Source organism: Rhodanobacter sp. C01 (genome assembly GCF_002001045.1).
Classification (GTDB): Bacteria; Pseudomonadota; Gammaproteobacteria; order Xanthomonadales; family Rhodanobacteraceae; genus Rhodanobacter.
In genome coordinates this window covers 619,552-641,851 of the sequence record NZ_MUNR01000014.1, presented here as the reverse complement: position 1 = coordinate 641,851, position 22,300 = coordinate 619,552, and the positions used below count along the sequence as shown (strand labels likewise).

Sequence of the window (22,300 nt, the reverse complement as noted above, 5' to 3'; positions counted from 1 at the left end):
TCCAGAGTCAGGAATACCTCTTGCGGTGAAACGCCCGAGGCTCGGTCATTGCCATGGCAGCCTCTGCGCAAAGCCGACCTGTGACAGCGCGTTCGTGCAGCGACCCGTCGCGCACGCAAGGTCGGCCTTGATGCGCGCAGCGAGTGCGGTTGCCTTCGGCGAGATCGTCTCGGCCGCTGCGAGGGCGCTTGCGAATTGCGGCTCGGCTTCGCTGCTGCGACCAAGCCCCTGCAGGATTTCTCCGAGCAAAAGGCGCGCCCTGATCGCCTTGTCGGAGCCCTGGTCGGCCAGCGCCACATGCATCGCCACAGCCTCTGCCGCCAATGCCGCTGCCCGCTCATGGGCGCCACTCGCTGCCATGAGCTCGGCTTCGACGGTGAGTGCGAATGCAGTATCCGGGTGTGCTTCGCGATGTCGCAGCCGTGCCTCTGCAAGCGCCTCGTCGGCGATCGTTCGAGCTCCGTCCAGATGCCCGCGTGCGATAAGGACTTCGGCCAGGTTGGCGCGGTCATGACTGCGGCCATTGTCGCCATAATCCGCGCCAAGAAGGTGCTGCTTGCGATTGATCGCATCGCGAAAACCCTCCTCGGCCTCTGCGTAAGCGCCCTGCATGAAATGGAGCTGCGCCAGATTGCCGAGGCTCACCGCTTCGCTTAAGGCAGCTTCCGGCGCAAGCGCCCGATCGACCGCGATCGCCTTCGCATAGAACGCACTTGCTTCGTCTACTTTGCCTTCAAACACCAACACGACGGCAAGATCGTTGAGATGCCAGGACATGTGGGCATTCGGATGCGTATACGTACTGGCGTCAATGGCGATGGCATCGCGCATGAGCTGCTCGCTCTCACCGTATCGGCCAAGGGGGGTCAATGCCGAAGCCAGCATCGTCATCGCATCGGCAACATCGGGATGCTGGTCGCCAAGGCGGCGGCGCTTGCGTGCCAGCGCTTCACGCAACAGCGGCGCTGCCCGGCCGGAGTAGCCCGCATCCATAAATATCCAACCGAGATTCGTCACCGCCTCGGTCAGCGCATCGCTGTCCCCCGGCAACACATTGCGTGCGAGGTCGACCGACCGCTGGCCGATATCGATCGCCTTGGCCGATTCACCGATTCGCTCATCCAGGCCGGCGAGCCACGCGAGCGCCTGGACTTCTTCGGGCGAGTCGCGATTCGGGCCTGCCTCGAACGCTTCGAGCGCGCCTTGCAGCCGCAACATCGCGGCGCGAAAGTGACCGAGTTCGTCGGTTTCCTTCGCCAGCAGGTATTCCACGTGCAGCGTGCGCCTGTCCGTCGCGCCGAACTGCACCTTCGCCAGCGCCGCGGCCTCCGCAAGCGGCTTCTGCGCCATGTCCGGATGGCCGCTGCGGCGTTCGAGGTCGCCGAGCAGCGCCAGAATTTCGATGCGCAACGCAGGCTGCATCGCGAAATCGCGATCGGCTCGCTCGCGCCCTTGCGCAAGCAGCTCCACGGCGGTTTCGTCCGCCGCCGTCCCATGCGACGCACTGTCGAACAGGCCTTCGAGGAACGATTTGAGCGCGTCCGCACGCTGCGCCTCGCCCTTGGCGGCGAACGCCTGTGCATGCGCTGTTTGCGCGGCATGGCGCGCAAGGCGCGCCTCGTACAAACCGACGGCCGTCGCACCGGCCAGCGCCATGGCGATCGCGGCACCGACCGAAACAGCCAGCGCATGCCGCTTGGCGAGCGTGAAGACGCGATAGGCGAATGTATCGGGTCGGGCCTGCAGCGTCCTGCCATCGAGATAGCGTTCGATGTCATCGCGCAGCGCCGCGACGCTCGCATAACGGCGAACCGGATCCGGCCGTGTCGCCTGCAGCACGATCGCGTGGAGATCGATGCCGAGTTTCCGGCGCAACGCCTCATCGTCAAATGCGGGCGCTTTCGCCTCGGCGCACGGGTCGACACGGCGTGGCGGCACGCCGCAGAGCAGTTCGGCCAACAGCACGCCGAGCGCGTAGACGTCGATCGCGGTCGTGGCGGCATCGCCGGATAATTGCTCGGGGGCTGCGTAGGAGCGGGTCATCCGCCGCGCCTGGGTATGCGTTTGCTCGCCTTCGCCGGTCAAGAGCTTCGCAATGCCGAAATCGACGAGCTTGACGCAGCCCTCCGTGCTGACCAGCACGTTGCTCGGCTTGAGGTCGCGATGCACGATCAGGCTGCGATGCGCATGTTCGACCGCCGCAGCCACGTCGATGAACAAGGCCAGGCGTTCGCGCACTGCCAGGCCGCGCTGCGTGCAATGGGTGACGATGTCGCTACCGGCGACGAATTCGAGCGCCAGGAACGGCGTACCCGCCGGCGAGAACCCCGCATCGAGCAGCTGGGCGATGTGCGGGTGCTGCAATCGCGCGAGGATGCGCTGTTCGCGCAGGAAGCGTCGGCGCTCATCGGCAGCATGAACGTCGATACGCAACAGCTTGAGCGCGACCGTCTGCGGGCCGCCCGGCAGTTCGCGCTCGGCCTCGAACACGCTGGCCATGCCGCCTGCGCCGACGAAGCGAAGCACGCGGTAACCCGAGATGGCCGGCAGCGCGTCGGGCATGTCGCTGGCGAACTCGGGCAACCATTGCGCCATGCCGCGTTCGAGCGCCTCGATACCCGGCGCATCGTCGAGCGCCTGCGCAACCAGCGCCCGCAGCGTCGGATCCTCACAATGCCTGCGCAGCCAGTCGGCTCGCCCGGCCGCGGGCACCTCGAACAACCGGTCGATCAGCGGTTCGATCTCGTTCCAGCGTTGGGCGAAGTCGGCGATCATCGACAGTGCATGCTCCCGTTCTAGCGTGTCTCTGTAGTCAAAGCGCAATGACGTTCCGATTACCGACATCGCCTCAAGGATCGGGCACCAGGCAGGCGGACAGGAACGTACGCGCTTTCAGCCAGTCGCGCTCGACCGTGCGTGCATTGACGCCGAGAACCTCCGCAATGTCCGGGCTCGACAGGTCAGCAAACAATCGAAGCTCGGCGACGCGCGCAAGGCGCGCGTCGAGGGTCGCGAGCCGGCTCAACGCCTCGTCGATCGCCAGCACGTCGATGATGTCCGAACCCGCCTCGCTTGCCGGCATCTCCGGTGCCTGACGCTTCTGTGCCTTCTTGCGCCTGGCGTGGTCGATCAGGATATGCCGCATCACCTGGCTCATGTACGCGTACAGGTGCGCGCTATCGGCAAACGTGACATTGCCCTGCGTGGCCAGCTTCAGGTAAGCCTCGTTGACCAGTGCGGTCGTTTCGAGCGTATGCGCCACTTCATGCGCCCGCTGGCGACGTGCCAGACGACGCAGCGTTGCATAGATCTTCGGAATCAACGAGTCGATCGCCTGCGTGTCGCCGCGTGCGGCAAGCGCCAGCACTTCCGTGATGTGGGGCTCGGCCATCATGCGCGGCGGCCATTGGGCAGGCGAAAGCTGTGTCGTTGCAGCGGCGATCGCCCCGGGCGTGTCGGTGCGGACGACCCTTTTGCGCTGTAAGGAGTGATGGCATCGCTCGGGACGGCCGCAAGCCATCGGAACACCCTCGCCCGTCTCATCCAATTAGGGATTGAAGTCATGTCAAATCATCGCTCTTCACATGGCCGGCTCACAAGGGCAGCCACACTCTTCGCGCTCGCCCTTGCTTCCACCGGCATCGCCGCGGCAAATGCGGCTACCGATGCGACATCGTCCGCGTTTACCGCCGCTTCCAAGGCCGCCGACGGTCCGGTGACCTACACCTATCAGACTCTCGACTATCCTGGCGCATCATTGACGATCTTTTGGGGGATCAACGATTTCGGCGAACTGGCCGGTCAATACGCCATCGGCAACGGCACGTCGCACGCCATGGTCTATCGCCACGGCCAATTCAAACCGCTCGACCCCAATGCGCTGGGCGACTACTTCAGCGCCGCCGGCGGTCCCAACGATTACGGTGCGACGTTCGGCGGTTATGCCGACGCATCCGGCCAGCAACACGGCTTCCTGATCCAGGGTGGCCGTCTCGCAACGATCGACTTTCCGGGCCACCTCAACTCAAACCTGGACCAGGTCAACATGTTCGGCGCCATCGCCGGCGTTTACTGGGATGCCGACGGCATCTATCACGGCGTCTTGCGCCAGGGCCAAGGATTCGATACGCCGATCAACGTTACTGGAGCTCGGGACACCTACCCGCTCGGCATCAACGACAACGGCGAGATCGTCGGCTACTGGGATACCAACCCGGCCCAGAAACATGGCTTCTATCGCAGCGCGAATGGACAGTACACCACGGTCGACGTCCCAAACGCCGTCAGCACGGTCACTCTCGAAATCAATGATCGCGGCCAAAGCACGGGCAACTATGAAGACGCGTCCGGGGGCGTCCATGGCTTCGTCGAAACGCACGGAAAATTCCAGAATATCGACGTGCCCGGAGCAGTGGCGACCGTCGGAACCGCGATCAACAATCTCGGCGTGATCGCCGGCGAGTACTACGACGCAGCCGGCAACCAGCACGGGTTCACCGCGACTCCCGTCGAGACGTCGCGACATAACTGATGGCAATGAAGGCTCCGCATGGATGCGGAGCCTTCACAAAGAAACCCAAGAACCAGGTCCTGCTTCGTTGGATCAGACGTCCAGACGGCCCGGCGTCGGCGCAGGTACTCTCTCTTTCAACATGGCGCCATGTCGTTTCCCTCATCCCCGAAGCCGCCCCGCTGTCAGAAATTGTTCCTGACACCTTTTTCCTTGGCACTTTTTTCTGACACCTTTTTGGCACTCGGACAGATCAGATAAGCTCGGCCAGCAACATCACACGATCTTTCAGCCAAGGATGCCCAGATGAGAGAACTTCCCGTATTGATGCCCACCCGTGCCCAAGCCGAGACCTTCGGGGGCGTTACATACCATATCGATGGAGAACTGGTGCCGGTGCTCACTGTCGACGTAGCGGATACGGCAGTCTATTTCGAGCACCATATCCTGCTGTGGAAGCATCGGCGGGTGGCGATCAGCCTGAAGAACATGCGTGGCTCGCTGAAGCGGATGATGGCCGGCATGCAAATTTTCGTGACCGAGGCACGGGGCCCCGGCATGATCGCCTTCAGCCGTGACGGCGCCGGCCACATCGTGCCGATGCATCTGGAGAAAGGTCGCGAGCTGCACGTACGCGAGCACCAGTTCCTGGCTGCCACCGACAGCATCGACTACAGCTTCGAGCGGGTGAAGGGCTTTTCCAACATGCTGTTCGGGGGCAGCGGCTTCTTCATCGACAAGTTCCATAGCCACGCCGGCGACGGCATCCTGTGGCTGCATGGTTATGGCAACGTCTTCGAGAAGGTGCTGGCGCCGGGCGAGTCGATCGACATCGAGCCAGGCGGCTGGCTCTACAAGGACGCATCGGTGCAGATGGAGACCACGGTCGACCGCCTCACCAGCGGCTTGCTCGGCGGCATGAACCTGATTCTCAACCGCTTCACCGGCCCAGGTCGTGTCGGAATCCAATCGATGTACATGCATTACCCGGAGTCACGCTGAAGCACAAACCGGGGAGACGTAAGTTAAAGCACGGGCAGAAACAAAACGGGAGCCAGGGTCGACTTCCTACGCTGTCGGAAATGTCCCTGGCACCTTTTTCATCACGTCAGCCGCGACGAACCACGTCTGCGCGGGGTCGTGACCCGTGACGTCGAGAGAGGCGTCCTTGCCTCAAACCCGATCATGGGTTGCGCATCCTTCGCACGTTCCGTTCGGCATGACTGCATCTATCGTTGCAGCGCAGCCGCGATTGCCGCCGCTGCGTCCGCACGGGTGACCTGCGCCTGTGCGTCCCTGAGCACTTCCTTGTTCGACAAGGCGACCCTGCCCGGCGTGGCGATCTGCGCCGGGAATGCCTTTGCCAGTGCCGCATTCAAGTCCTGGGAAGTCATCGTCGCGGACGGTGCGAACGTTGTCGGCGATTGCGGTTGCATGAAGCTGGACTTGACCACGGCAGAGATGGACACCGCATCCATATTGGCCGGAGACACGTCGGTGAAGCCGGTCGCACGCGGTCCCGGCTGCAGGCGTGCCACCTTCGCCAGCATGTAGGCAAAATCGCCGCGGGTCATGGGATCGTTCGGCAAGAATTTGCCGTCACTGCGCGCCGGCAGCCACCCGGCCCGGCCAACGACCCCAATCGCATCGTGTGCGGTGCTGCCACCGGGCACGTCGCTGAAGCGCTGCTTGCCGCGCTCCGCGATGAGCGCGCTTCTCATGGCCACGCGCTGCATCTTCACGGCTTGGCTGCCTGGGCCTGGCGCATAGGCATCCACAAACATGAAGCCGCCGAATTTGCGATCAAGAAATACCGACGCGCTTGGCTTCTTGGGCAACGGCCCGTGTCCACTCGGAAGCTGGCCAAAGAGATTGTCGGCATCGGCCAAGGTGCCGGCGGCCGTAGTGCTGACCGTCTTGGAGATGGCGGTCGAATCGCCGTAGGAAAGCGTGGTATCCAGCTCGGAGGTGGTCTTGTCGGTGGAGCCGATGGTAAAGGCTTCGCTGAGAATCCCTCCCAGGTTGAGCGAAAGGCCGTAACTGGACGAGCTGCCGATCACCGATGTCACGGTCGACGTATATTGCGACGTATCCGCGATGGTGCTCGAGGAGACCGCGGTGTTGGCCAGACTCAGTGCATGGTTCGTCGGGTGATCCCCTGCCTGCGCCCCGTAGGAATAACTGGCGAACGTCGTGGCTCGTTTGGGGTCCATCTCGGCAGCCTGGCCGACACCGTAGAACGGGTCGAGCGCAAGAAGGCGCTTGGCTTCCTTGGTGCTGAGCGTCACCGATTTCTTCTTGCTTTGATATTTGACCTGGGCCGACTGATAGACCGTTGTACTCACATCCGTGTAGTTGAGTGTGCAGGGATCGATACCGGGAATGCCGCCTCTCGTCGCACAGGCCGCAAGATCGGCCACCGTAATTTCCCCGAGTACGGGGACAGCCGCCGTCATCACCGTCATCCGCTTGCCGGCGATCTGTTCCCACACGGCAAATTGCGGGTGAATCAACAGGAGAAAATTGTCCTGCCAGAACGGTTCATTGCTGTACGCGTCGACCGCGGGGATCAACGGCGAGCAGCTGGTCTCCGAAGGACACGTTTCGCCCGATCCGGGAACAAGGCTATGGATGGGGCCGACACCCTGGCTCGCCGTAAACGACGTGGTGATTTGGCTCGAATCGGTCTTGGTTTTCGTGGTGCCAAAGCCATTGGTCGTGCTGTCGTCCCAGTTCTGCCCACCCCCGCCGGTGACTTCAAGGCTGAGCGTGGCGGAGATCTGGCCGGCCAGGTCTGACGTTGTTTTGTTCGTGGTGCCGGAGCTGTCGGTCAAGGTGAAGTTGGTGTTGTATTGGTCGTTCAGCGTAACGGTCGCGGTGCTTTCGTTGCCGGGGGGCTGATACACAATCCCATAGGGGATCACATCCAATTGCACGCGCGCCGTTGGCGCACGCACCGCCGTCATGGTGAGGTAGGAAAAGGCCGTCCGTTCCTGGACGGTGTCGCCATCGCATGGCATGCCCTCTGCACATTGGTCGGCAGTGATTGTGAAGAGCAGCGTTCTGACCAGATGGTCTGCATCGAAAATCTTGTCAGTCTTCACGGACAGATCGAGGCCGTTGGCCTTGTTCGCGTCGGCGCCAGCGACGGCACGACCCTGGGTGGCACCCGAAACCAGTTGCCACGTCCCTTTGTTTCCATCCCAATTCTTGCATTCGGTATTTTTGGGGTCGGTTGATGACGATCCCGAAGGTACGTTGCCCGACTTCAATGTGCACATGTAGACCGAAACAAGAAAATACCCGCCGACGCCATCGACATGCGGCAGAGAGCCAGTGGGGTGGATGGTATAGGGCGCACCCCTGAAGCCAACGCCCAGGTGAAACGTGGGCGAATCGGTATCGACGGTCGCTGCCCCGAGATTGAACGTACGGGTCAGGCTGACACTATTCATGGTTGTGCCGAGCGAGTACGAGCATGCCGTACTTAGTGGCTGTGGTATGCCGGTAATCGTGTATCCGTTTTGGTACCAGAGCGCATCGCAATTGGAGTTCACGTTGGGCATGGGCAACGGAAGTGGCCCGTAGACCTGCGCAGCCGCAATGGGATAGCTGAAACGTTGCGTGGCGGCCCTGGTCTTTCCATCCGTGCCCGTGACGAGAATCGGAACGGTGGTGCCAGCGGCAGGAGCATGGGGGCCGGACTCGCCTGGATCCGGGAGAAATACTTCGGCGGCGATGCTGGTATCCGAACGATGCGTGATATCGATCGGGACAACGCCCACCGCGAGCGATTTCACTTTGGACAAATCCGTTCCGGTGATCGTCAGCGTGGTGTACCCAACGCCGGCATCCTCCGTGGCATCCTTGATGGTCTGGGCATGTATGGCTCCAGGCCAGGCCGTAGTCACAAACCCCATCACAGCCATCGCAGCGCACACGACAGCGGCATGCGCGTGGGTCTTTTCCATGTGAACTTTCCTTGAGTGGCGAATCCTGTGGAATTGCCTCTGGCCCGGCGAACTCGCCTGGCGCCGATTAGCCTGGCGCCGAATGGCCAGGATGCATATCTAGCAAAAGGTGTAGCCCAAATTGTCAGGGCCCATGGGAATGCCCCGGGGGATGGCCGCTCGACAGGATTAGAGCCACTTCCGGTGTACCAGCCATCGCCCCTCATCGCGTCAGCCGCGACGAATCACGTCTGCAAGGGGTTCTGATGGTCAGTTGCAATTAGTTGCCAACGCCCCGGCTTGAGGGTGAACCTAGCTAAGGTTTCCGGCAGGGAGAGAGCAGACATGGAATCACCGGCACTTACGTTCGCAGCACTGGATGAGAAGATCGAGGCGTTACCGCTGCATCCATCCCTTAGGATCTCGTCATCCCGCAAGGCAAAGTGGGGCATCGCATTAGTCGCCATCGCAGGGGCGCTGGTACTCATACTCGGCAAAGTGCTGCCGGCGAAATCCTGGGTATCGGTACTACTCAGCGCACTGCTGATCATCGAAATCGTGGGACTCGTCCTTGTCGCTATCGCAGAGCTGCCCGGCATGAAGTTCACACCCGCCGCCGATCGGCGCGAATTCGCCGAGATCCTGGACTTCGACATGCCACATCACGATGGCTTGGTCGCGTGGCTACGCACCTTCCCACGCGAACGTGTTGAAGCCATGAGCGCCTTCGCCAGCCTCCGCACCTTGCGAATGCAAAGCAAGCTGCCCCTGCTGACTGGCAACCTGGACAAGCTGGGTGCCCTGCCCGTCTTCGCCGCCCTCATTATCCAGTTCAAGGACATGCATTGGCCGCCACAGCCGAGCTGGAGTGAAGTCATCCTGTTCGGTGCGTTGATGATCGTCTATTGGCTAACCCTGCTGCAGGTCGGGGCGCGGCTTCGGTTGGAGCTGTACGACGTGCTGTTGAAAAAAGCACTGACGGCATGACATGGCTGCTATCGCGATCGAAAAAAAATAGGAGCTTACGAGTGCACCTTCCCTTATTCGCTGACGCTATCGCCTATGATCAGTGGCAATAGTTGGAACAGGGACCTATGGTCATGCTTACGATTTCCACCCCATGCTCGCGCTGCTCGCATCCAAAATCCATTCACCATGTCGTCTATGGTGAGCCGCCAGCTAATCAACCGGGAACGGCCCGCCGCGAGGTGTTACTGCAATGCTCGCATTGTGGGAAACACACGATTGCTGTCCTTGAGGCTGTCGCACACATACCTTTGGACCCGAGTCGCACCCCATTTCGAGGCGACATCACACAATACAGCGATCATATAAAACTGCTTAGCATTATTCCTGATATGCCTGTTAACGAAGCCCCAGAGCATGTGGATTTGAGTGTGGCGAAGGCCTTCATAGATGGCCTTGATGTACTCCAAGTAAAAAAATGGACCCTCGCAGCCGGATCTTTCCGCACAGCGCTTGATCGCGCGACCAAAATCCTTTGGGATGAACCGAAAGATGGCGTAAAAGCACCTCAGACCCTTGCCGCACGAATTAAAGAGCTTGGACCGAGGATGGGCATTGCGCAGTCCCTAATCGAATGGGCCAACAATGTTCGCGTCGTAGGCAACGAAATTCACGAACTCGGGGAAGTTAGCGAAGAAGATGCCATGGACGCAGCGCACTTCACGGAGATGTTTCTCATCTACACGTTTACGCTGCCTAGGCAGGTAGCAGACTTCCGTGTGCGACGTAAACCTTAGAAAATCCAGACGTGTTCACTCTGCTGCGCCCTCACTGCTTTCGTCGTGAAACTTGCGAACGCCAACGGCAACCGCGCTGTTTATCTCTGCGAGGTTGATCGAGTCGACCGGGGCTATATGACGAATGATTCCACTCCTCATGCCAATCCGCTCGTTACCTTTGAAGATCACGCATTGCCATCGGGTGTCGGAATCGTTGACGCTATGCGAGGCCCAAACGCGATAGCCGTCGATATATAGCCACCGCTCACTCAATGCGCTATCAAGTTGCGCCTTCAAGTAGCCGGATGCCGTTTCTATCAGAACCGGACGAGCGTCGTCCCATGTTCCCGGCGCATACATATCAGGCAGCAGAATTGATTGCAGATTGCCGGATGGCGTCGCTAGAACGTGCTGGGCAGTGACGTGCCCTAGCTTGCGTGTTGCGGTGAATATCAACCCGAACGTCTCACCGTTGGCTTCTATGCTGGTGCGTTCTTCGTGCTGAACCTCTAATTCGATATGTATATAGTGGACTCCGTGCCGGTATTGGCTCACTAACCACCTGTGGGCGTTGTCCGCATCCTTCAATATGCCGCCCCGGTCTGTCGCGCCCTTTGGCACGACGTCCATCGCTTCGCTTTTGGGTAGCGCCCTGTCCAACGACTGGTCCGCGAGTCGTTGCTCGTTGTCCAACAGCTGGTGAGCGTCGGTGATATCGCCATGTAGCAACGCGCGCAATCCGACCATCCATTGATTAGGCCTGCAGAATCGATCCACCCGTTTGCAGGCCTGTTGATTCATGGTGCGGGCGCCAGCTTCTTGCGGCCCTTAAACCAGGCATCGCTCGGATAGCTGAATAACAAATACATCGCATAGACCAGCACGATCACTCGTACCACGCTTGTCACTGCCATCACGGGGTCATGGCTGAATTCAACCGCCAGACCACGAAGTGTGTACGCGATGCCGAAGAGGAGCAGGATCAAATACGTGGCTCTCGCCCAGCTCCGCCCCTGCGAAATCTTGTAGATGAAGAACGCCGAGAACAGAAAAGTAAGCAGGAATGTCGACCCCAGGATCGCCAGGGGAAGCTGGGTTCCAAATCGAAAGATGTGCGTGATGCTGTTGATCAACCCCAGTGCCAACCCAGCCCAAAGGCAAAGAATGCCGAGGCGAACTTCCCTTGGCTTGGCGGATGCCTGCGTCTCCATTCCCCTACCCCCGATCTGTCCCTTGCTTCGCAGCGAACTGATACGTGCCCACTATCCGACGAAACTCTCTACCTTGCCGAGAAACGACTGACTTACTGCAGCTCACCCGGCTTGAACGAATACCCATGCTTCTTCCAACCCGACGCGATGCCCAAGTCGTAACCGTAGACCAGAGTCACCACGACGACATCCTCGTTGGCGATATCCGGATCGGCCTTCGCCATCAGCTGCGCGATGTGCCTGGCCATGTCGCCGTCTTCGGTCAGCGGCGCATCCAGCCGCAGCGACGACTGCAGGGAGTGTGTGGCGTTGCCGCCATTGATGGATGACCACCCGCGTACGACTTGCGCCGTCATCACGTGGGGTTGGGTGGACAACGTCTGGTACAGCGGCAGGATGCCTGCGAAAGTCGTGGTCTGCGCGAACCGGGTTGCTATCGCTGGCGCGCTCAGGGCGATAACAGCGAGCAGGGCCACCACGACGATATGCCCACGCCACAGGATGGGAAACGGTACGGGCTGCGCCGCACGATCGAAACGCTCCACGTACGAGCCCACCGCCAGGTCGTGCAGGGACTGCCGCGTACGGCGATTGAACAGGTAGAGGTAGATGATGGCGAACATGCCACCGAATACGACGAGGGCGAGCAGGTAACCCATCGGGGTCGACATTGCCAGCTTGGGATCAAGCGGCAGCCCATTCGCAAAGAACGGAACTCCCAGCACCACATAGCGCAGCATCGAGCGCGGCAGCGACAGCAACTGGTCGTGGGCATCGACGACACGCACACCCAGCCAGCGCTTGCCCAGCGTCTGTCCGCCGCCAATGCGGCTGTTGCAGATACCGAAATACGCCAGCGCGATCGCAAAGCCGATCAGCTTCGCATAGGCGCCCATGCGCGCGAACGTATCGAAAAGCAGCGCGCCCAGAATCCAGCCGACCATACCGAGCAGAATCAGGTCGATCACGAAGGCCCCCAGACGGCGCCAGAAGCCGCCAATCTCGCGATTCGGCCCACCTTCCCCATGCAATGCGTCCATGTACTTCCCCCTGAAGTCGGGACATCTTGCCGCAAGAACCGTCGGGAGGCGAGGTGCGCTGCGACAAATGCGCCCATGCCATCGTCCGACAAAAGGCCTCTGCAAGCGGCTTGGGCAAAGGACAGGTAACTCACCTCGTACTACCTGAAGACCGTGGCATTCATGTCGCCGGCCGACGCATGCCGCGCGATACGGCCACACAAATCCGTGCATCGCATTCCAATGAATACGTATGCATCCGCTGGTTGCTGCATTGCGATGCTTCCTACCATGCGACGCAGGGGCTACCGCATTACCCATATCGCACTCACAGACATGCCATGCATGTCGGCTTCGAACATCACCACGGCAATCGCAGGCCGTCAGGGCACACCTGACCGTTCCAGGAATCGCACGCAATCACGTCGCTCTGTTGCACCTGATCATCAACGAAACAGGATGGAGGCAGACCCGAATGAAATGTCCGAAGATCCTCGCCGTGTGGCTGGCCATCGCCGGTCTCACCGTCGCCCCGATCATGCCTGCCCATGCGGCCATCAACAGCATGAGCCTCGGCGCAAGCTACAACGCCCAGAAAACCAGCATCACCTTCCGGGTGTATTCCTCCCAGGCCACCCGCATGGCGCTCTACCTGTATGCGAGCGGTTACGGCGTGCAGGATTCCGCGACTTATGTGCTGAGCCCGGCAGGCAGCGGCGTCTGGGCGGTGACGGTGCCGGTGTCCTCGATCCAGGCCGCCGGCATTACCGGAGCGGTCTATTACGGTTACCGTGCCTGGGGCCCGAACTGGCCGTATAACGCGAGCTGGGGCAAAGGCTCGGCGGCGGGCTTCATTTCGGACGTCGACGCCAGTGGCAACCGCTTCAACCCGAACAAGCTGCTGCTGGACCCCTACGCGCAGGAAATGAGTCAGGACCCGTTGAACACATCGAACCAGAATGCCGATGTGTTCGCGTCGGGCGCCAGTTACCGGACCATCGACAGCGGCACCTATGCACCGAAGGGCATCGTGCTGTCGGCCAGTGGGCAAAGCACCGGCACCAAGCCGACGCGCGCGCAGAAGGACGACGTGATCTATGAGGTGAATGTGCGCGGCCTGACCAAGCAGGACCCGAGCATTCCCACGCAGTACCAGGGCACCTATTACGGCGCCGGACTTAAGGCGAGCTACCTGGCCAGTCTCGGCGTTACCGCGGTCGAGTTCCTGCCCGTGCAGGAAACCCAGAACGATGCGAACGATGTCGTGCCGAATTCGGATGCGAACCAGAACTACTGGGGCTACATGACCGAAGACTACTTCGCGCCGGATCGCCACTATGCCTACAACAAGGCCGCCGGCGGCCCGACCGCCGAGTTCCAGGCGATGGTGCAGGCGTTCCACAACGCCGGCATCAAGGTCTACATGGACGTGGTCTACAACCACACCGGCGAAGGCGGCACCTGGAGCAGCTCCGATCCCACCACGGCGACCATCTATTCCTGGCGCGGCCTGGACAACACCACGTATTACGAACTCACCTCGGGCAACCAGTACTACTACGACAACACCGGCGTCGGCGGCAACTTCAACACCTACAACACCGTCGCGCAGAACCTGATCGTCGACTCCCTCGCCTACTGGACCAACACCATGGGCGTCGACGGCTTCCGCTTCGACCTCGCCTCGGTGCTGGGCAACAGCTGCCTGAATGGCAGCTACGAATCGGCCGCGCCGAACTGCCCCAACGGCGGATACAACTTCGACGCCGCGGATTCCAATGTCGCCATCAACCGCATCCTCAACGAGTTCACCGTGCGCCCGGCCACCGGCGGCAGCGGACTGGATCTGTTTGCCGAGCCCTGGGCGATCGGTGGCAATTCGTACCAGCTGGGCGGATTCCCGAAAGGCTGGTCCGAATGGAACGGTGTCTTCCGCGACAGCCTGCGCCAGGCGCAGAACGAGCTGGGCAACATGACGATCTACATCACCCAGGATGCGAACGATTTCTCCGGCTCATCCAACCTGTTCCAGGCCAGCGGCCGTTCGCCGTGGAACTCCACCAACTTCATCGACGTGCATGACGGCATGACGCTGAAGGACGTCTATTCCTGCAACGGCTCCAGCAACAGCCAGGCATGGCCGTACGGACCGTCCGACGGCGGCACCAGCACCAACTACAGCTGGGACCAGGGCATGTCGGCCGGTACGGGAACGGCTTACGACCAGCGCCGCGCCGCACGTACCGGCATGGCCTTCGAGATGCTGTCGGCCGGCACGCCGCTGATGCAGGGCGGCGACGAATACCTGCGCTCGCTTCAATGCAACAACAACGCCTACAACCTCGACTCGACCGCCAACTGGCTCAACTACAGCTGGAGTACCGACCAGTCGAACTTCTACAACTTCGCCCAGCGCCTCATTGCCTTCCGCAAGGCGCATCCGGCGCTGCGCCCTGCCACCTGGTACACCGCCAGCCAGGTCGTGTGGTACCAGCCGAGTGGTGCGGTCGCCACCAGCAGCTACTGGAACAACACCAGCAACTACGCGCTCGCCTATACCGTCAATGGGTCTTCGTTCGGCGACGCGAACTCGATGTACATCGCCTATAACGGCTGGTCCGGCAGCGTCACTTTCACCTTGCCGGCGCCGCCCACCGGCACCAACTGGTATCGCGTGACCGACACCTGCAACTGGAACGACGGCGCCAACACCTTCGTCACCCCGGGCAACGAAGCGCTTATCGGTGGTGCGGGCACCAATTACAGCCAGTGCGGGCAGTCGCTGTTGCTGCTGATCTCGAAGTAGCTCGCTGGGAAAGCGGTGCTTGTCGCGAGCACCCGTCCTTCACCTTGCCCTCTCTCCCAAGAAGGGGACTATCGTCCGACGGGGAGAGGGTTCAGGCCGCTTCACTCGGAGCGGGCAGCGTCAATTCAAATACGCAGCCCCCACCCGCCCGCGGCAGGCAGCGCACGCTGCCGCGGTGGCGGTCAGCGATCTGCCTGACCAGGGCCAGCCCCAGTCCCCAGCCGCTGCCGGTTTCCGCGGTGTTGGCCGGGCGATAGAACGGTTCGAAGATGCGTTCGCGTTCGGCTTCGGCGATGCCCGGCCCGCGATCGCCGACTTGCAGGATGCGTTGACCGTGATCGTCGATGTCCAGGTGGGCATCCACGCCCTGGCCGCCGTATTTCAGGGCGTTTTCGAGCAGGTTGCGGATCAGCCGGCGCAACAACCGCCCATCGCCGCGGACTTCCGCGGGAACGACCTCAAACGGGATGTCGAGCCGCGAACTCTCTTCCGCCACCAGCGCGGCCAGATCCACCGGGTCCTGCGGCGGCGCGGTCGTGACGGTGTCCAGTTTGCTGGACAGCAGGATCTCCTCGATCTGCTCGCTGATCTCCGCGCAATCCTGGCGCATGCCGTGCAGCAATTCGGCGCGCGGTGCCGTCTCGTACAGCTCCAGCGCCAGCCGCACGCGCGCCAGCGGCGAGCGCAGCTCGTGCGAGGCGTTGACCAGCATGCGGCTGTGCGCTTCAAGCAGGCTCGCGACGCGGTCGGCCATGCCGTTGAAGCTGGCCGCCAGGCTCGACACTTCGTCCTGACCGGATACCGGAGCGCGCACGCTCAAGTCGCCACCGCCGAAACGATCGACATCGCTGGCGAGCGCCTCGAGCCGTCGGGTCAGCCGGCGCACCACCGGATACGTGCCCAGCGCGACGGCCAATGCAATCAAGCCGATCAGGGCGAGTCCACCCAGATGCATTTGCAGCGAGTCCGTATGGGTGCGAGCGACGACCACACGGCCGTCGTCCAGCTTGATCAGCTGGGCCACGAACATGCCGTGACCCGGCTTGCTCTGCGCGATTGCGGCGGGGCTGCTGATCCCGGCCTGATTGCCTGCGCTCGCCAGGCGGACTCCCTGCCGGTCATACAGTGCCAACCCTTCGATCGGCGGCACCACCAGCCCGGCCAGCGAGGTCTGCAATGCGTCGACCGAGCCCCCTGCCGGCAGCGCCTTGCCGATCAGCGCCGCCATGAAGCGGTCGTGGTCCACGTTGGCGGCGCGCTCGGCGGTGAATTGCCACAACACCGCGAAGAGGATGACCACCACCACCAGCGAGGCCAGCGTGGTCAGGTAGATGCGTACGTACAGGCGCTGGATCACAGCGGCGCTCCATCGTCCTGCACCCGGGTGAACAGGTAGCCGACCCCGCGCAGGGTGAGGATGCGCTTGGGCTGCTTGGGTTGATCCTCGATCGCGGCACGGATATTGGAGATATGCACGTCGATGGTGCGGTCGAACGCATCCATCGCGCGCCCCGCCACGCAATCGAGCAGCTGGTTACGGCTGACCACGCGGCCGGCGCGCTCGGCCAGCGCCAGCAGGATGTCGAACTGGTAGCTGGTGAGGTTGCGGCACTGCCCATCCAGGCGCACCTGGCGCGCCTCGCGGTCGATCTCCAGCCGACCGAAGCGCAGGATCGGATTGATCAGCGCGGTACCGCGACGCAGCACGGTGCGCAGCCGGGCCAGCAGTTCGCGCGGGTCGAACGGTTTGGGCAGGTAGTCGTCCGCACCCAGCTCGAGACCGACCACGCGATCGGTGGCTTCGCCGCGCGCGGTGAGCATGATGATCGGCACGCCGGTGGATTCGCGCAGCTGGGTACATACGTCCAGGCCGCTCGCATCAGGCAGCATCAGATCGAGGATGATCGCGTCGGGCGGCGCGCGCCGCTGCTCGGCCAGCGCGGCGCTGGCGGTGTGCCGCGAGGTCACCTGGTAGCCGCTCTGCGACAGGTATTGCTCCAGCATCCCGCACAGGCGCTCGTCGTCGTCGATGATCAGGATGCGTTGGGACACGGCTCGGCTCACTGGATGGTGGATGCAGCTGCCGCCTGTGTGTGGTGGCAGCTGCGGATCATATGGCGACGCGTCACATGGCGTGGTGTTGCGCCATGTGCGAATCCATCATCTGGTCGATCTCGGCACCCAGTTTCACACGTTGCGCGGGGGTCAGGATGCGCGCGATGGCCACCGCGGTGTCCGACAGGCGGTGGCTGGCCGACAGTGCCAGGCGATCCTGCTCGGTGCGCAGCGTCGCGATGGCCGTATCGTCGATCGGGTCGGCGGCGAGCAGCGCCTTCAGGTGGCCGAAGGAGGCGTGGTAGTTCTCCATGTCGGCGTGTTCGGCGGTCATCGCCTGCTTCATGAGGGCGTGGATCTGCTGCTTCTGCGCATCGTTGGCACCGGCCTCGGTCAGCACCTTGTCGAAATGGGCGTGCAGTTCTTCCGGCGACTGGGCGCCGCCATGCATCCGCTGGAAGAAGGAGCCGCCATTGTCGGTGGTGCTTGCACCGACCGCACGCGCCAGGTTCGGCACAGTCAGATATACGGCGGTCGAGCCGACGGCGAGTGCGGCAACCAGCGCGAAGCTGCGCCGCAGCGTGGCTTTCCAGTGCGGGCCACGGGATGAGGCTGGGGTCAATGCGGTTGTTGTCGTGTTTTTCATGACGGCTACCTGTAGTTGGAATGTGGGGAATGGCCGCGACCATCGGATCCGCGGACAGGTACAGGGTGGCCGGCGCTTGTTCAGCCCGAACAAGCGCCTTGTAAAGTTTTATTTAGAAGCCACGCGGCATCGCTGCGACCCGCGCAGCTTGCGCGGACGGTTTGCAAATCTTTACCTGACCCAGACATTCCCCAAAGACGCTGCCGCTAGCTTGTCGGCCAGCATGGCGATCCCCGACATGCACCGCCCATAGGAACGATTGCGATGCACCACGATGCCGCGACACCCACCGACCCGTCCCTGCAGCGCACCCGCACCGCGGGAATCGCCATAGCAGCCGCTACCATCCTCTCGACGATTTTCGTCGCGCTCGATCACGGCGGTGGCGGCAACAATCCACTGGAAATCATGCAAGGCATCGCCCGACTGCAGGGATTGAAGGAACTGGTGCATGCCGTGGCCATTGCCAGCGTGTGCGCCTTCGCGTTCGGCTATGCCACGCTGGCACGACGACTGGGACTGCACCGGCCACTGGTGCTGGCGGGCCTGACCACCTACCTGATCGGCTGCATCGCCATGATCGGCGCGACGATCACGGACGGCTTCGTGACCACGCATATCGCGATGGATGCGATCACCGCCACGCCCGAGCGCGTCGCCTTTGCCTACAACCTGATCCGCTACGCCGGCGTGGCGCTCAACGACATGGCGAAGCTGGGCTGGCTGCTGCAGGCCGTCGGCACGCTGGCCTGGTCGGCTGCACTGGTGCAGGAGCGCGGCTTCCATCGCACCGCCGGTGTGGTCGGCGTGCTGTCGAGCCTGCTGGTCGTCGCCCTGATCGCCGGGTCGGCAACCTACATGACCATGACCTCCCTGCTCAGCATTCTGGTGGCGCAATTGATCTGGAATGTCGCGGCGGCCGTGCTTCTCGTGCGCAAGCCGGCTAACTCCGGATCACTCTCGCGGCAAACAGACCGCGCCGACGCTATGCAGACAATGACGTGAGCCGAGGACGCATGACTCGACCGTGATGAGCGCTCAATTGAAAAGGCCGCCTTTCGGCGGCCTTGTTTATTGCGGAATCGTAAAACGCATGGCTGATCTGCCCCGGCGATATGTCAGTGATGAATACCCACACTTCATGTGCAACGGCTGCAAGCAGAACCACGTGTTCCTCTACCGACAGCAGTGACTGACCCTCTCTACCGTCCGTGTTGTCGGACCATTGCTTTGGGACGCGAATCGGCAAACTCAATACCAGGGCGGTGCCTCTGTACCGTTGAAAAGCGCTCCTACGACCCACCAGCCAACGGGATAACTCCAACCGTTGGTAAGACCCCAACTGCTAGGAGTAATTCCAGTTGGGCCGGGAAATTCAGGAGCATTTCCGGAAAATGCCGCATTATTCCAACCCCCATACAAGCCACCCGTACCTATCATCATGCTATCGATGTTGATGGTGTAGACGCCGGTGTTATTAACTCCATGGCCGGCAATGACATAACCCGCCGATCCAAACTCGTCGACAGCAATCGGGCCGTATACGGGTGTCAGTTGGATGCCGATTTGATTGCCGTTGGCATCAAAGGAACGCGAAAAAAGCGTCCCCGTCCCTTGTAGAAAATCACCCGATGCTGCAGGGGCTTGCTGGTATGCCTGTATACCTATGTTCAAACCTTGGTAGCCGCCACCGATGGAGGCGATGTGGCCAATGTTCGGAAAATACGCGCTCACATTGTAAGCGTTGAAGCCCTGTCCCGTGGAGCCACCGGTGGTGCTTCCTGTGCTATCCCAGATGTACAAGTCGTTGGCTGGACTCGTCCACACTATGCTGAGCCGATTCGACGGCGTGTAGTAGCCAATACTGATCGGGTAATAGCCACAGGCAATGTTGACCGTGTGATAGCCCGTGACTGTGGCGTCGTTCATGGTCCAATAGCCGAACTTGCAATCAGCGGGATCCAGCCAAAGAAGGTCATCATGGCCATCGCCGTCAATATCGCCAGCACCAATAAGCTGCCATTGGCTGGGATAGTCAGTGGTGCCGATCCGGGTAGACGTGAATCCGCCATGCTCATTGTTGGTCCACAACCACAGATCGCGATTGGCACTGGTGAAAACCAGATCCGCATAACCGTCGTTGTTGAAATCACCCACGGCACCGACGAAGTAATTAGGCGTCACGTTGTAGGTAGCGAGTCCCGTCAGATTGACAACACCACTACCAGTGCCCATGGGCGCCATGGCAGTCATGGTCCAATAACCCACCTGGCTTAACGACGGATTGAACCACAACAGATCGGATGTGCCGTCGCCGTTAAAGTCACCAGGAGCATGCATGCTTCCCGGAATTGGAGTAGTAGCCTGTAAGGCAGGTAAAGTGCCAAACGATACGAACGGAGAACTCGCGCCATAACTTGGCGTTTGCTCAGCAAACGGTTGGACTATCACGCTGCCCCAACCACTCGTGTAATCCCAGCCCGGGCCGGCACTACAACACGTTCCAGGACCGAAATTGGAATTTGAGCCGAACACGACGTCGTGAAAGGCGTCGTTGTAGCTGAACTCCGACGCCTGCGCCAATTTGTAGATAACGGGCGACGCAAAACCGAGACTGGTGCCGTCGGCCTGAAGCACATGCGCCCACATGCCTACCGCAAGCGGCGCAGCCAGACTGGTACCGCCGTATTGCTGACCCGGCGTGCCATCGATAGTGATTAAAGCGCCGCTAGCGGGATCGGCCTCGAAAGCGATATCGGGCACACCGCGATGGACCTGATCCGTGATACCGGGAACGCCCTGCTGCCATACAGGTATCGGCTCGTATTGGCTGGGGCTGCCGCCGGTGCCGCCGTGGCCTTGGACGGTATTGTTCCAAACTTGCTCACCTTGCCAGACGGTATTTGAACTCGTGTAAAGGGAAGTACCGCCAACTGCCGTTACGTATTCGGAACTCGACGGCCAGCTCGGTTCTTCCATGCCGTTGTTGCACTCATCCGCTCCGCTGTCGCCATCCGCCACGAAGAATGTCTGACCCTGCGCCACAGCCTGCTTGAACGTTGCATCCATGGAAGCAGCGGAGCCATCCGACTCTGCCTGGGATTCGCATTCGCCCAGCGACACGTCGATGGCCCTCAGCACATTGTCCGACACCACTTGAGCGAAGGCGGTTTCAAGGTCCGCGTCGTTCATTGAGCTGGCAACGTAGAAGTAATACTGCTTCACATGGGTGAAGGCGATGATGCTCTGGCTATCCAGGTCCCACTCGACATCACCATCGTTCGCGCCAGTGCCACTGCCGACACCGGTATTGCCCTTGAGGATGACGGCGACACCCGGGTCCACCGACTTCAGGTCATTCAGAACATTGGTCATCGCCCCCGCAGAAATCGAACCTACGGCCACGGCGCTCACGTTTGGCATGCCACCGACGCCATAGATCAGAGGAAAGTCCGAAGGCTGGTGCCCTGTCGCAGTACCCGTGGCTTCCGTTTGCACAGCCATCGTGTGCGCGGCGAGCGGATCGTAGCGCCGCGCCATTGTGTGAGCGATGTGCACGTTTTGCACACCAAGTACAGCGTGCACCACGCCTTGCAGGTTGCTCGGTATATGTATCGCGCTGCTATTGGCAAATGCATCTCTGCCGTCATGCGTCTTGACGTGCATGAACGAGGTTTTGAATGCGGCCTGTGCCGTGTCGGCGCTTCCGTCGGCCTCGACAAAAGCGTTGTTGCCGGCAATTTTCACATGGCCGAAACCCACCTTGGTCAGGTAATCGGCGACAGCTCGCGCTTGTTCCTTGGTTGGCCCGTAAAGCATTCGAAACTGCCCGGAGGTCAGTGGCCTGAACCCCGGCTTGGCGATGTAATCGTCGAGTTGTTGCTCATTACGCAGTTTCAACGTCACAACCATGTGCATCGGCTGCGAAAAAGCCAGCGGGCCAAGCATCCGATCGCCATCGTGCAATGTCACTGCAGGATGCAGCACTTGCATCGCGGTGCCGCCAGATGTCGCAACGACGTTGTCCGCCGACTGCGCCATGGCAACCAACGAAGTGCCCAGCAAGGCCAGACCTATCACCATTGTTAGTTTCTTTACGCACCGACTTCTGAACATACATCCCCCTGACTTGTCCATGGCTGCCCCATCCTTCAATAAGCTCCCGGTGCGGCTTTTCTCTTGCACAAATTCCCGAACCGAAAATTTGCGTGCAGTCACGATATTGGTCACCCATACCTTCAAGCGCCCGGCGAGCTAACTGGTCCGTCGCGCTTGAAAAAAGCCTTCGAATTTGCCCCTTACCCCATTGCTACTGTGCCCACAACCCACAGTGTCGCACGACACGAGTATCAAAGACC

16 protein-coding genes are annotated in these 22,300 nt (G+C 61.2%); 6 read left to right on the top strand and 10 right to left on the bottom strand.

Going from position 1 to position 22,300, the window contains the following annotated elements; all coding sequences use genetic code 11:
* Nucleotides 1-45 precede the first annotated feature (45 nt).
* Complete coding sequence (locus B0E50_RS17065) at nucleotides 46-2,775, bottom strand: serine/threonine-protein kinase (RefSeq protein WP_168170905.1); 2,730 nt, start codon at nucleotides 2,773-2,775, stop codon at nucleotides 46-48.
* Between the two features lie 73 nt (nucleotides 2,776-2,848).
* On the bottom strand, nucleotides 2,849-3,394 hold the full coding sequence (locus B0E50_RS17060; protein WP_168170904.1) for an ECF-type sigma factor: 546 nt from the start codon (nucleotides 3,392-3,394) through the stop codon (nucleotides 2,849-2,851).
* A gap of 96 nt (nucleotides 3,395-3,490) precedes the next feature.
* On the opposite strand from B0E50_RS17060, the gene B0E50_RS17055 reads away from it, so the two are divergent.
* Both B0E50_RS17055 and B0E50_RS17050 read left to right on the top strand, forming a co-directional pair.
* Nucleotides 3,491-4,531, top strand: a complete 1,041-nt coding sequence (locus tag B0E50_RS17055) for a hypothetical protein (protein WP_139350910.1) — start codon at nucleotides 3,491-3,493, stop codon at nucleotides 4,529-4,531.
* Nucleotides 4,532-4,816: 285 nt separating this feature from the next.
* A complete protein-coding gene (locus tag B0E50_RS17050) occupies nucleotides 4,817-5,512 on the top strand; it encodes an AIM24 family protein (protein ID WP_077442493.1) in 696 nt (231 codons plus the stop codon).
* Between the two features lie 227 nt (nucleotides 5,513-5,739).
* On the opposite strand, the gene B0E50_RS17045 is transcribed toward B0E50_RS17050, so the two are convergent.
* Nucleotides 5,740-8,481 carry an S-layer homology domain-containing protein gene (locus tag B0E50_RS17045; protein ID WP_077442492.1) on the bottom strand — a complete coding sequence of 914 codons (2,742 nt, stop codon included), beginning with the start codon at nucleotides 8,479-8,481 and terminating at the stop codon, nucleotides 5,740-5,742.
* Nucleotides 8,482-8,805: 324 nt separating this feature from the next.
* Here B0E50_RS17045 and B0E50_RS17040 point away from each other — a divergent pair, with 324 nt between their 5' ends.
* Nucleotides 8,806-9,447, top strand: coding sequence for a hypothetical protein (locus B0E50_RS17040; protein ID WP_077442491.1), 642 nt, complete (start codon nucleotides 8,806-8,808; stop codon nucleotides 9,445-9,447).
* A gap of 113 nt (nucleotides 9,448-9,560) precedes the next feature.
* On the top strand, nucleotides 9,561-10,223 hold the full coding sequence (locus B0E50_RS17035) for a DUF4145 domain-containing protein (RefSeq protein WP_168170903.1): 663 nt from the start codon (nucleotides 9,561-9,563) through the stop codon (nucleotides 10,221-10,223).
* Between the two features lie 15 nt (nucleotides 10,224-10,238).
* Here B0E50_RS17035 and B0E50_RS17030 read toward each other — a convergent pair whose 3' ends face one another.
* From B0E50_RS17030 to B0E50_RS17020, 3 genes are all read right to left on the bottom strand, one after another.
* Nucleotides 10,239-11,006 carry a hypothetical protein gene (locus tag B0E50_RS17030; RefSeq protein ID WP_139350909.1) on the bottom strand — a complete coding sequence of 256 codons (768 nt, stop codon included), beginning with the start codon at nucleotides 11,004-11,006 and terminating at the stop codon, nucleotides 10,239-10,241.
* Complete coding sequence (locus B0E50_RS17025; RefSeq protein ID WP_077442488.1) at nucleotides 11,003-11,416, bottom strand: hypothetical protein; 414 nt, start codon at nucleotides 11,414-11,416, stop codon at nucleotides 11,003-11,005. The genes B0E50_RS17030 and B0E50_RS17025 overlap by 4 nt, the downstream gene beginning before the upstream one ends.
* 92 nt (nucleotides 11,417-11,508) lie before the next feature.
* Nucleotides 11,509-12,456, bottom strand: coding sequence for an RDD family protein (locus B0E50_RS17020; RefSeq protein ID WP_168170902.1), 948 nt, complete (start codon nucleotides 12,454-12,456; stop codon nucleotides 11,509-11,511).
* Between the two features lie 454 nt (nucleotides 12,457-12,910).
* Between B0E50_RS17020 and B0E50_RS17015 the strand changes: the two genes are divergently transcribed.
* Complete coding sequence (locus B0E50_RS17015; RefSeq protein ID WP_077442486.1) at nucleotides 12,911-15,241, top strand: isoamylase; 2,331 nt, start codon at nucleotides 12,911-12,913, stop codon at nucleotides 15,239-15,241.
* A gap of 91 nt (nucleotides 15,242-15,332) precedes the next feature.
* On the opposite strand, the gene B0E50_RS17010 is transcribed toward B0E50_RS17015, so the two are convergent.
* From B0E50_RS17010 to B0E50_RS17000, 3 genes are all read right to left on the bottom strand, one after another.
* Nucleotides 15,333-16,598, bottom strand: coding sequence for an ATP-binding protein (locus tag B0E50_RS17010; RefSeq protein WP_139350908.1), 1,266 nt, complete (start codon nucleotides 16,596-16,598; stop codon nucleotides 15,333-15,335).
* The gene (locus B0E50_RS17005) at nucleotides 16,595-17,293 is read right to left on the bottom strand and encodes a response regulator transcription factor (protein ID WP_077442485.1); all 699 of its coding nucleotides are present in this window, start codon (nucleotides 17,291-17,293) and stop codon (nucleotides 16,595-16,597) included. The genes B0E50_RS17010 and B0E50_RS17005 overlap by 4 nt, the downstream gene beginning before the upstream one ends.
* A 73-nt stretch (nucleotides 17,294-17,366) precedes the next feature.
* Entirely contained in the window at nucleotides 17,367-17,942 is a 576-nt protein-coding gene (locus B0E50_RS17000) for a Spy/CpxP family protein refolding chaperone (RefSeq protein WP_077442484.1), read from the bottom strand.
* Nucleotides 17,943-18,206: 264 nt separating this feature from the next.
* Between B0E50_RS17000 and B0E50_RS16995 the strand changes: the two genes are divergently transcribed.
* On the top strand, nucleotides 18,207-18,947 hold the full coding sequence (locus B0E50_RS16995) for a hypothetical protein (protein WP_077442483.1): 741 nt from the start codon (nucleotides 18,207-18,209) through the stop codon (nucleotides 18,945-18,947).
* A gap of 246 nt (nucleotides 18,948-19,193) precedes the next feature.
* Here the strand turns inward: B0E50_RS16995 and B0E50_RS16990 are convergent, their stop codons facing one another.
* Nucleotides 19,194-22,172, bottom strand: coding sequence for a protease pro-enzyme activation domain-containing protein (locus B0E50_RS16990; protein WP_077442482.1), 2,979 nt, complete (start codon nucleotides 22,170-22,172; stop codon nucleotides 19,194-19,196).
* Nucleotides 22,173-22,300 lie beyond the last annotated feature (128 nt).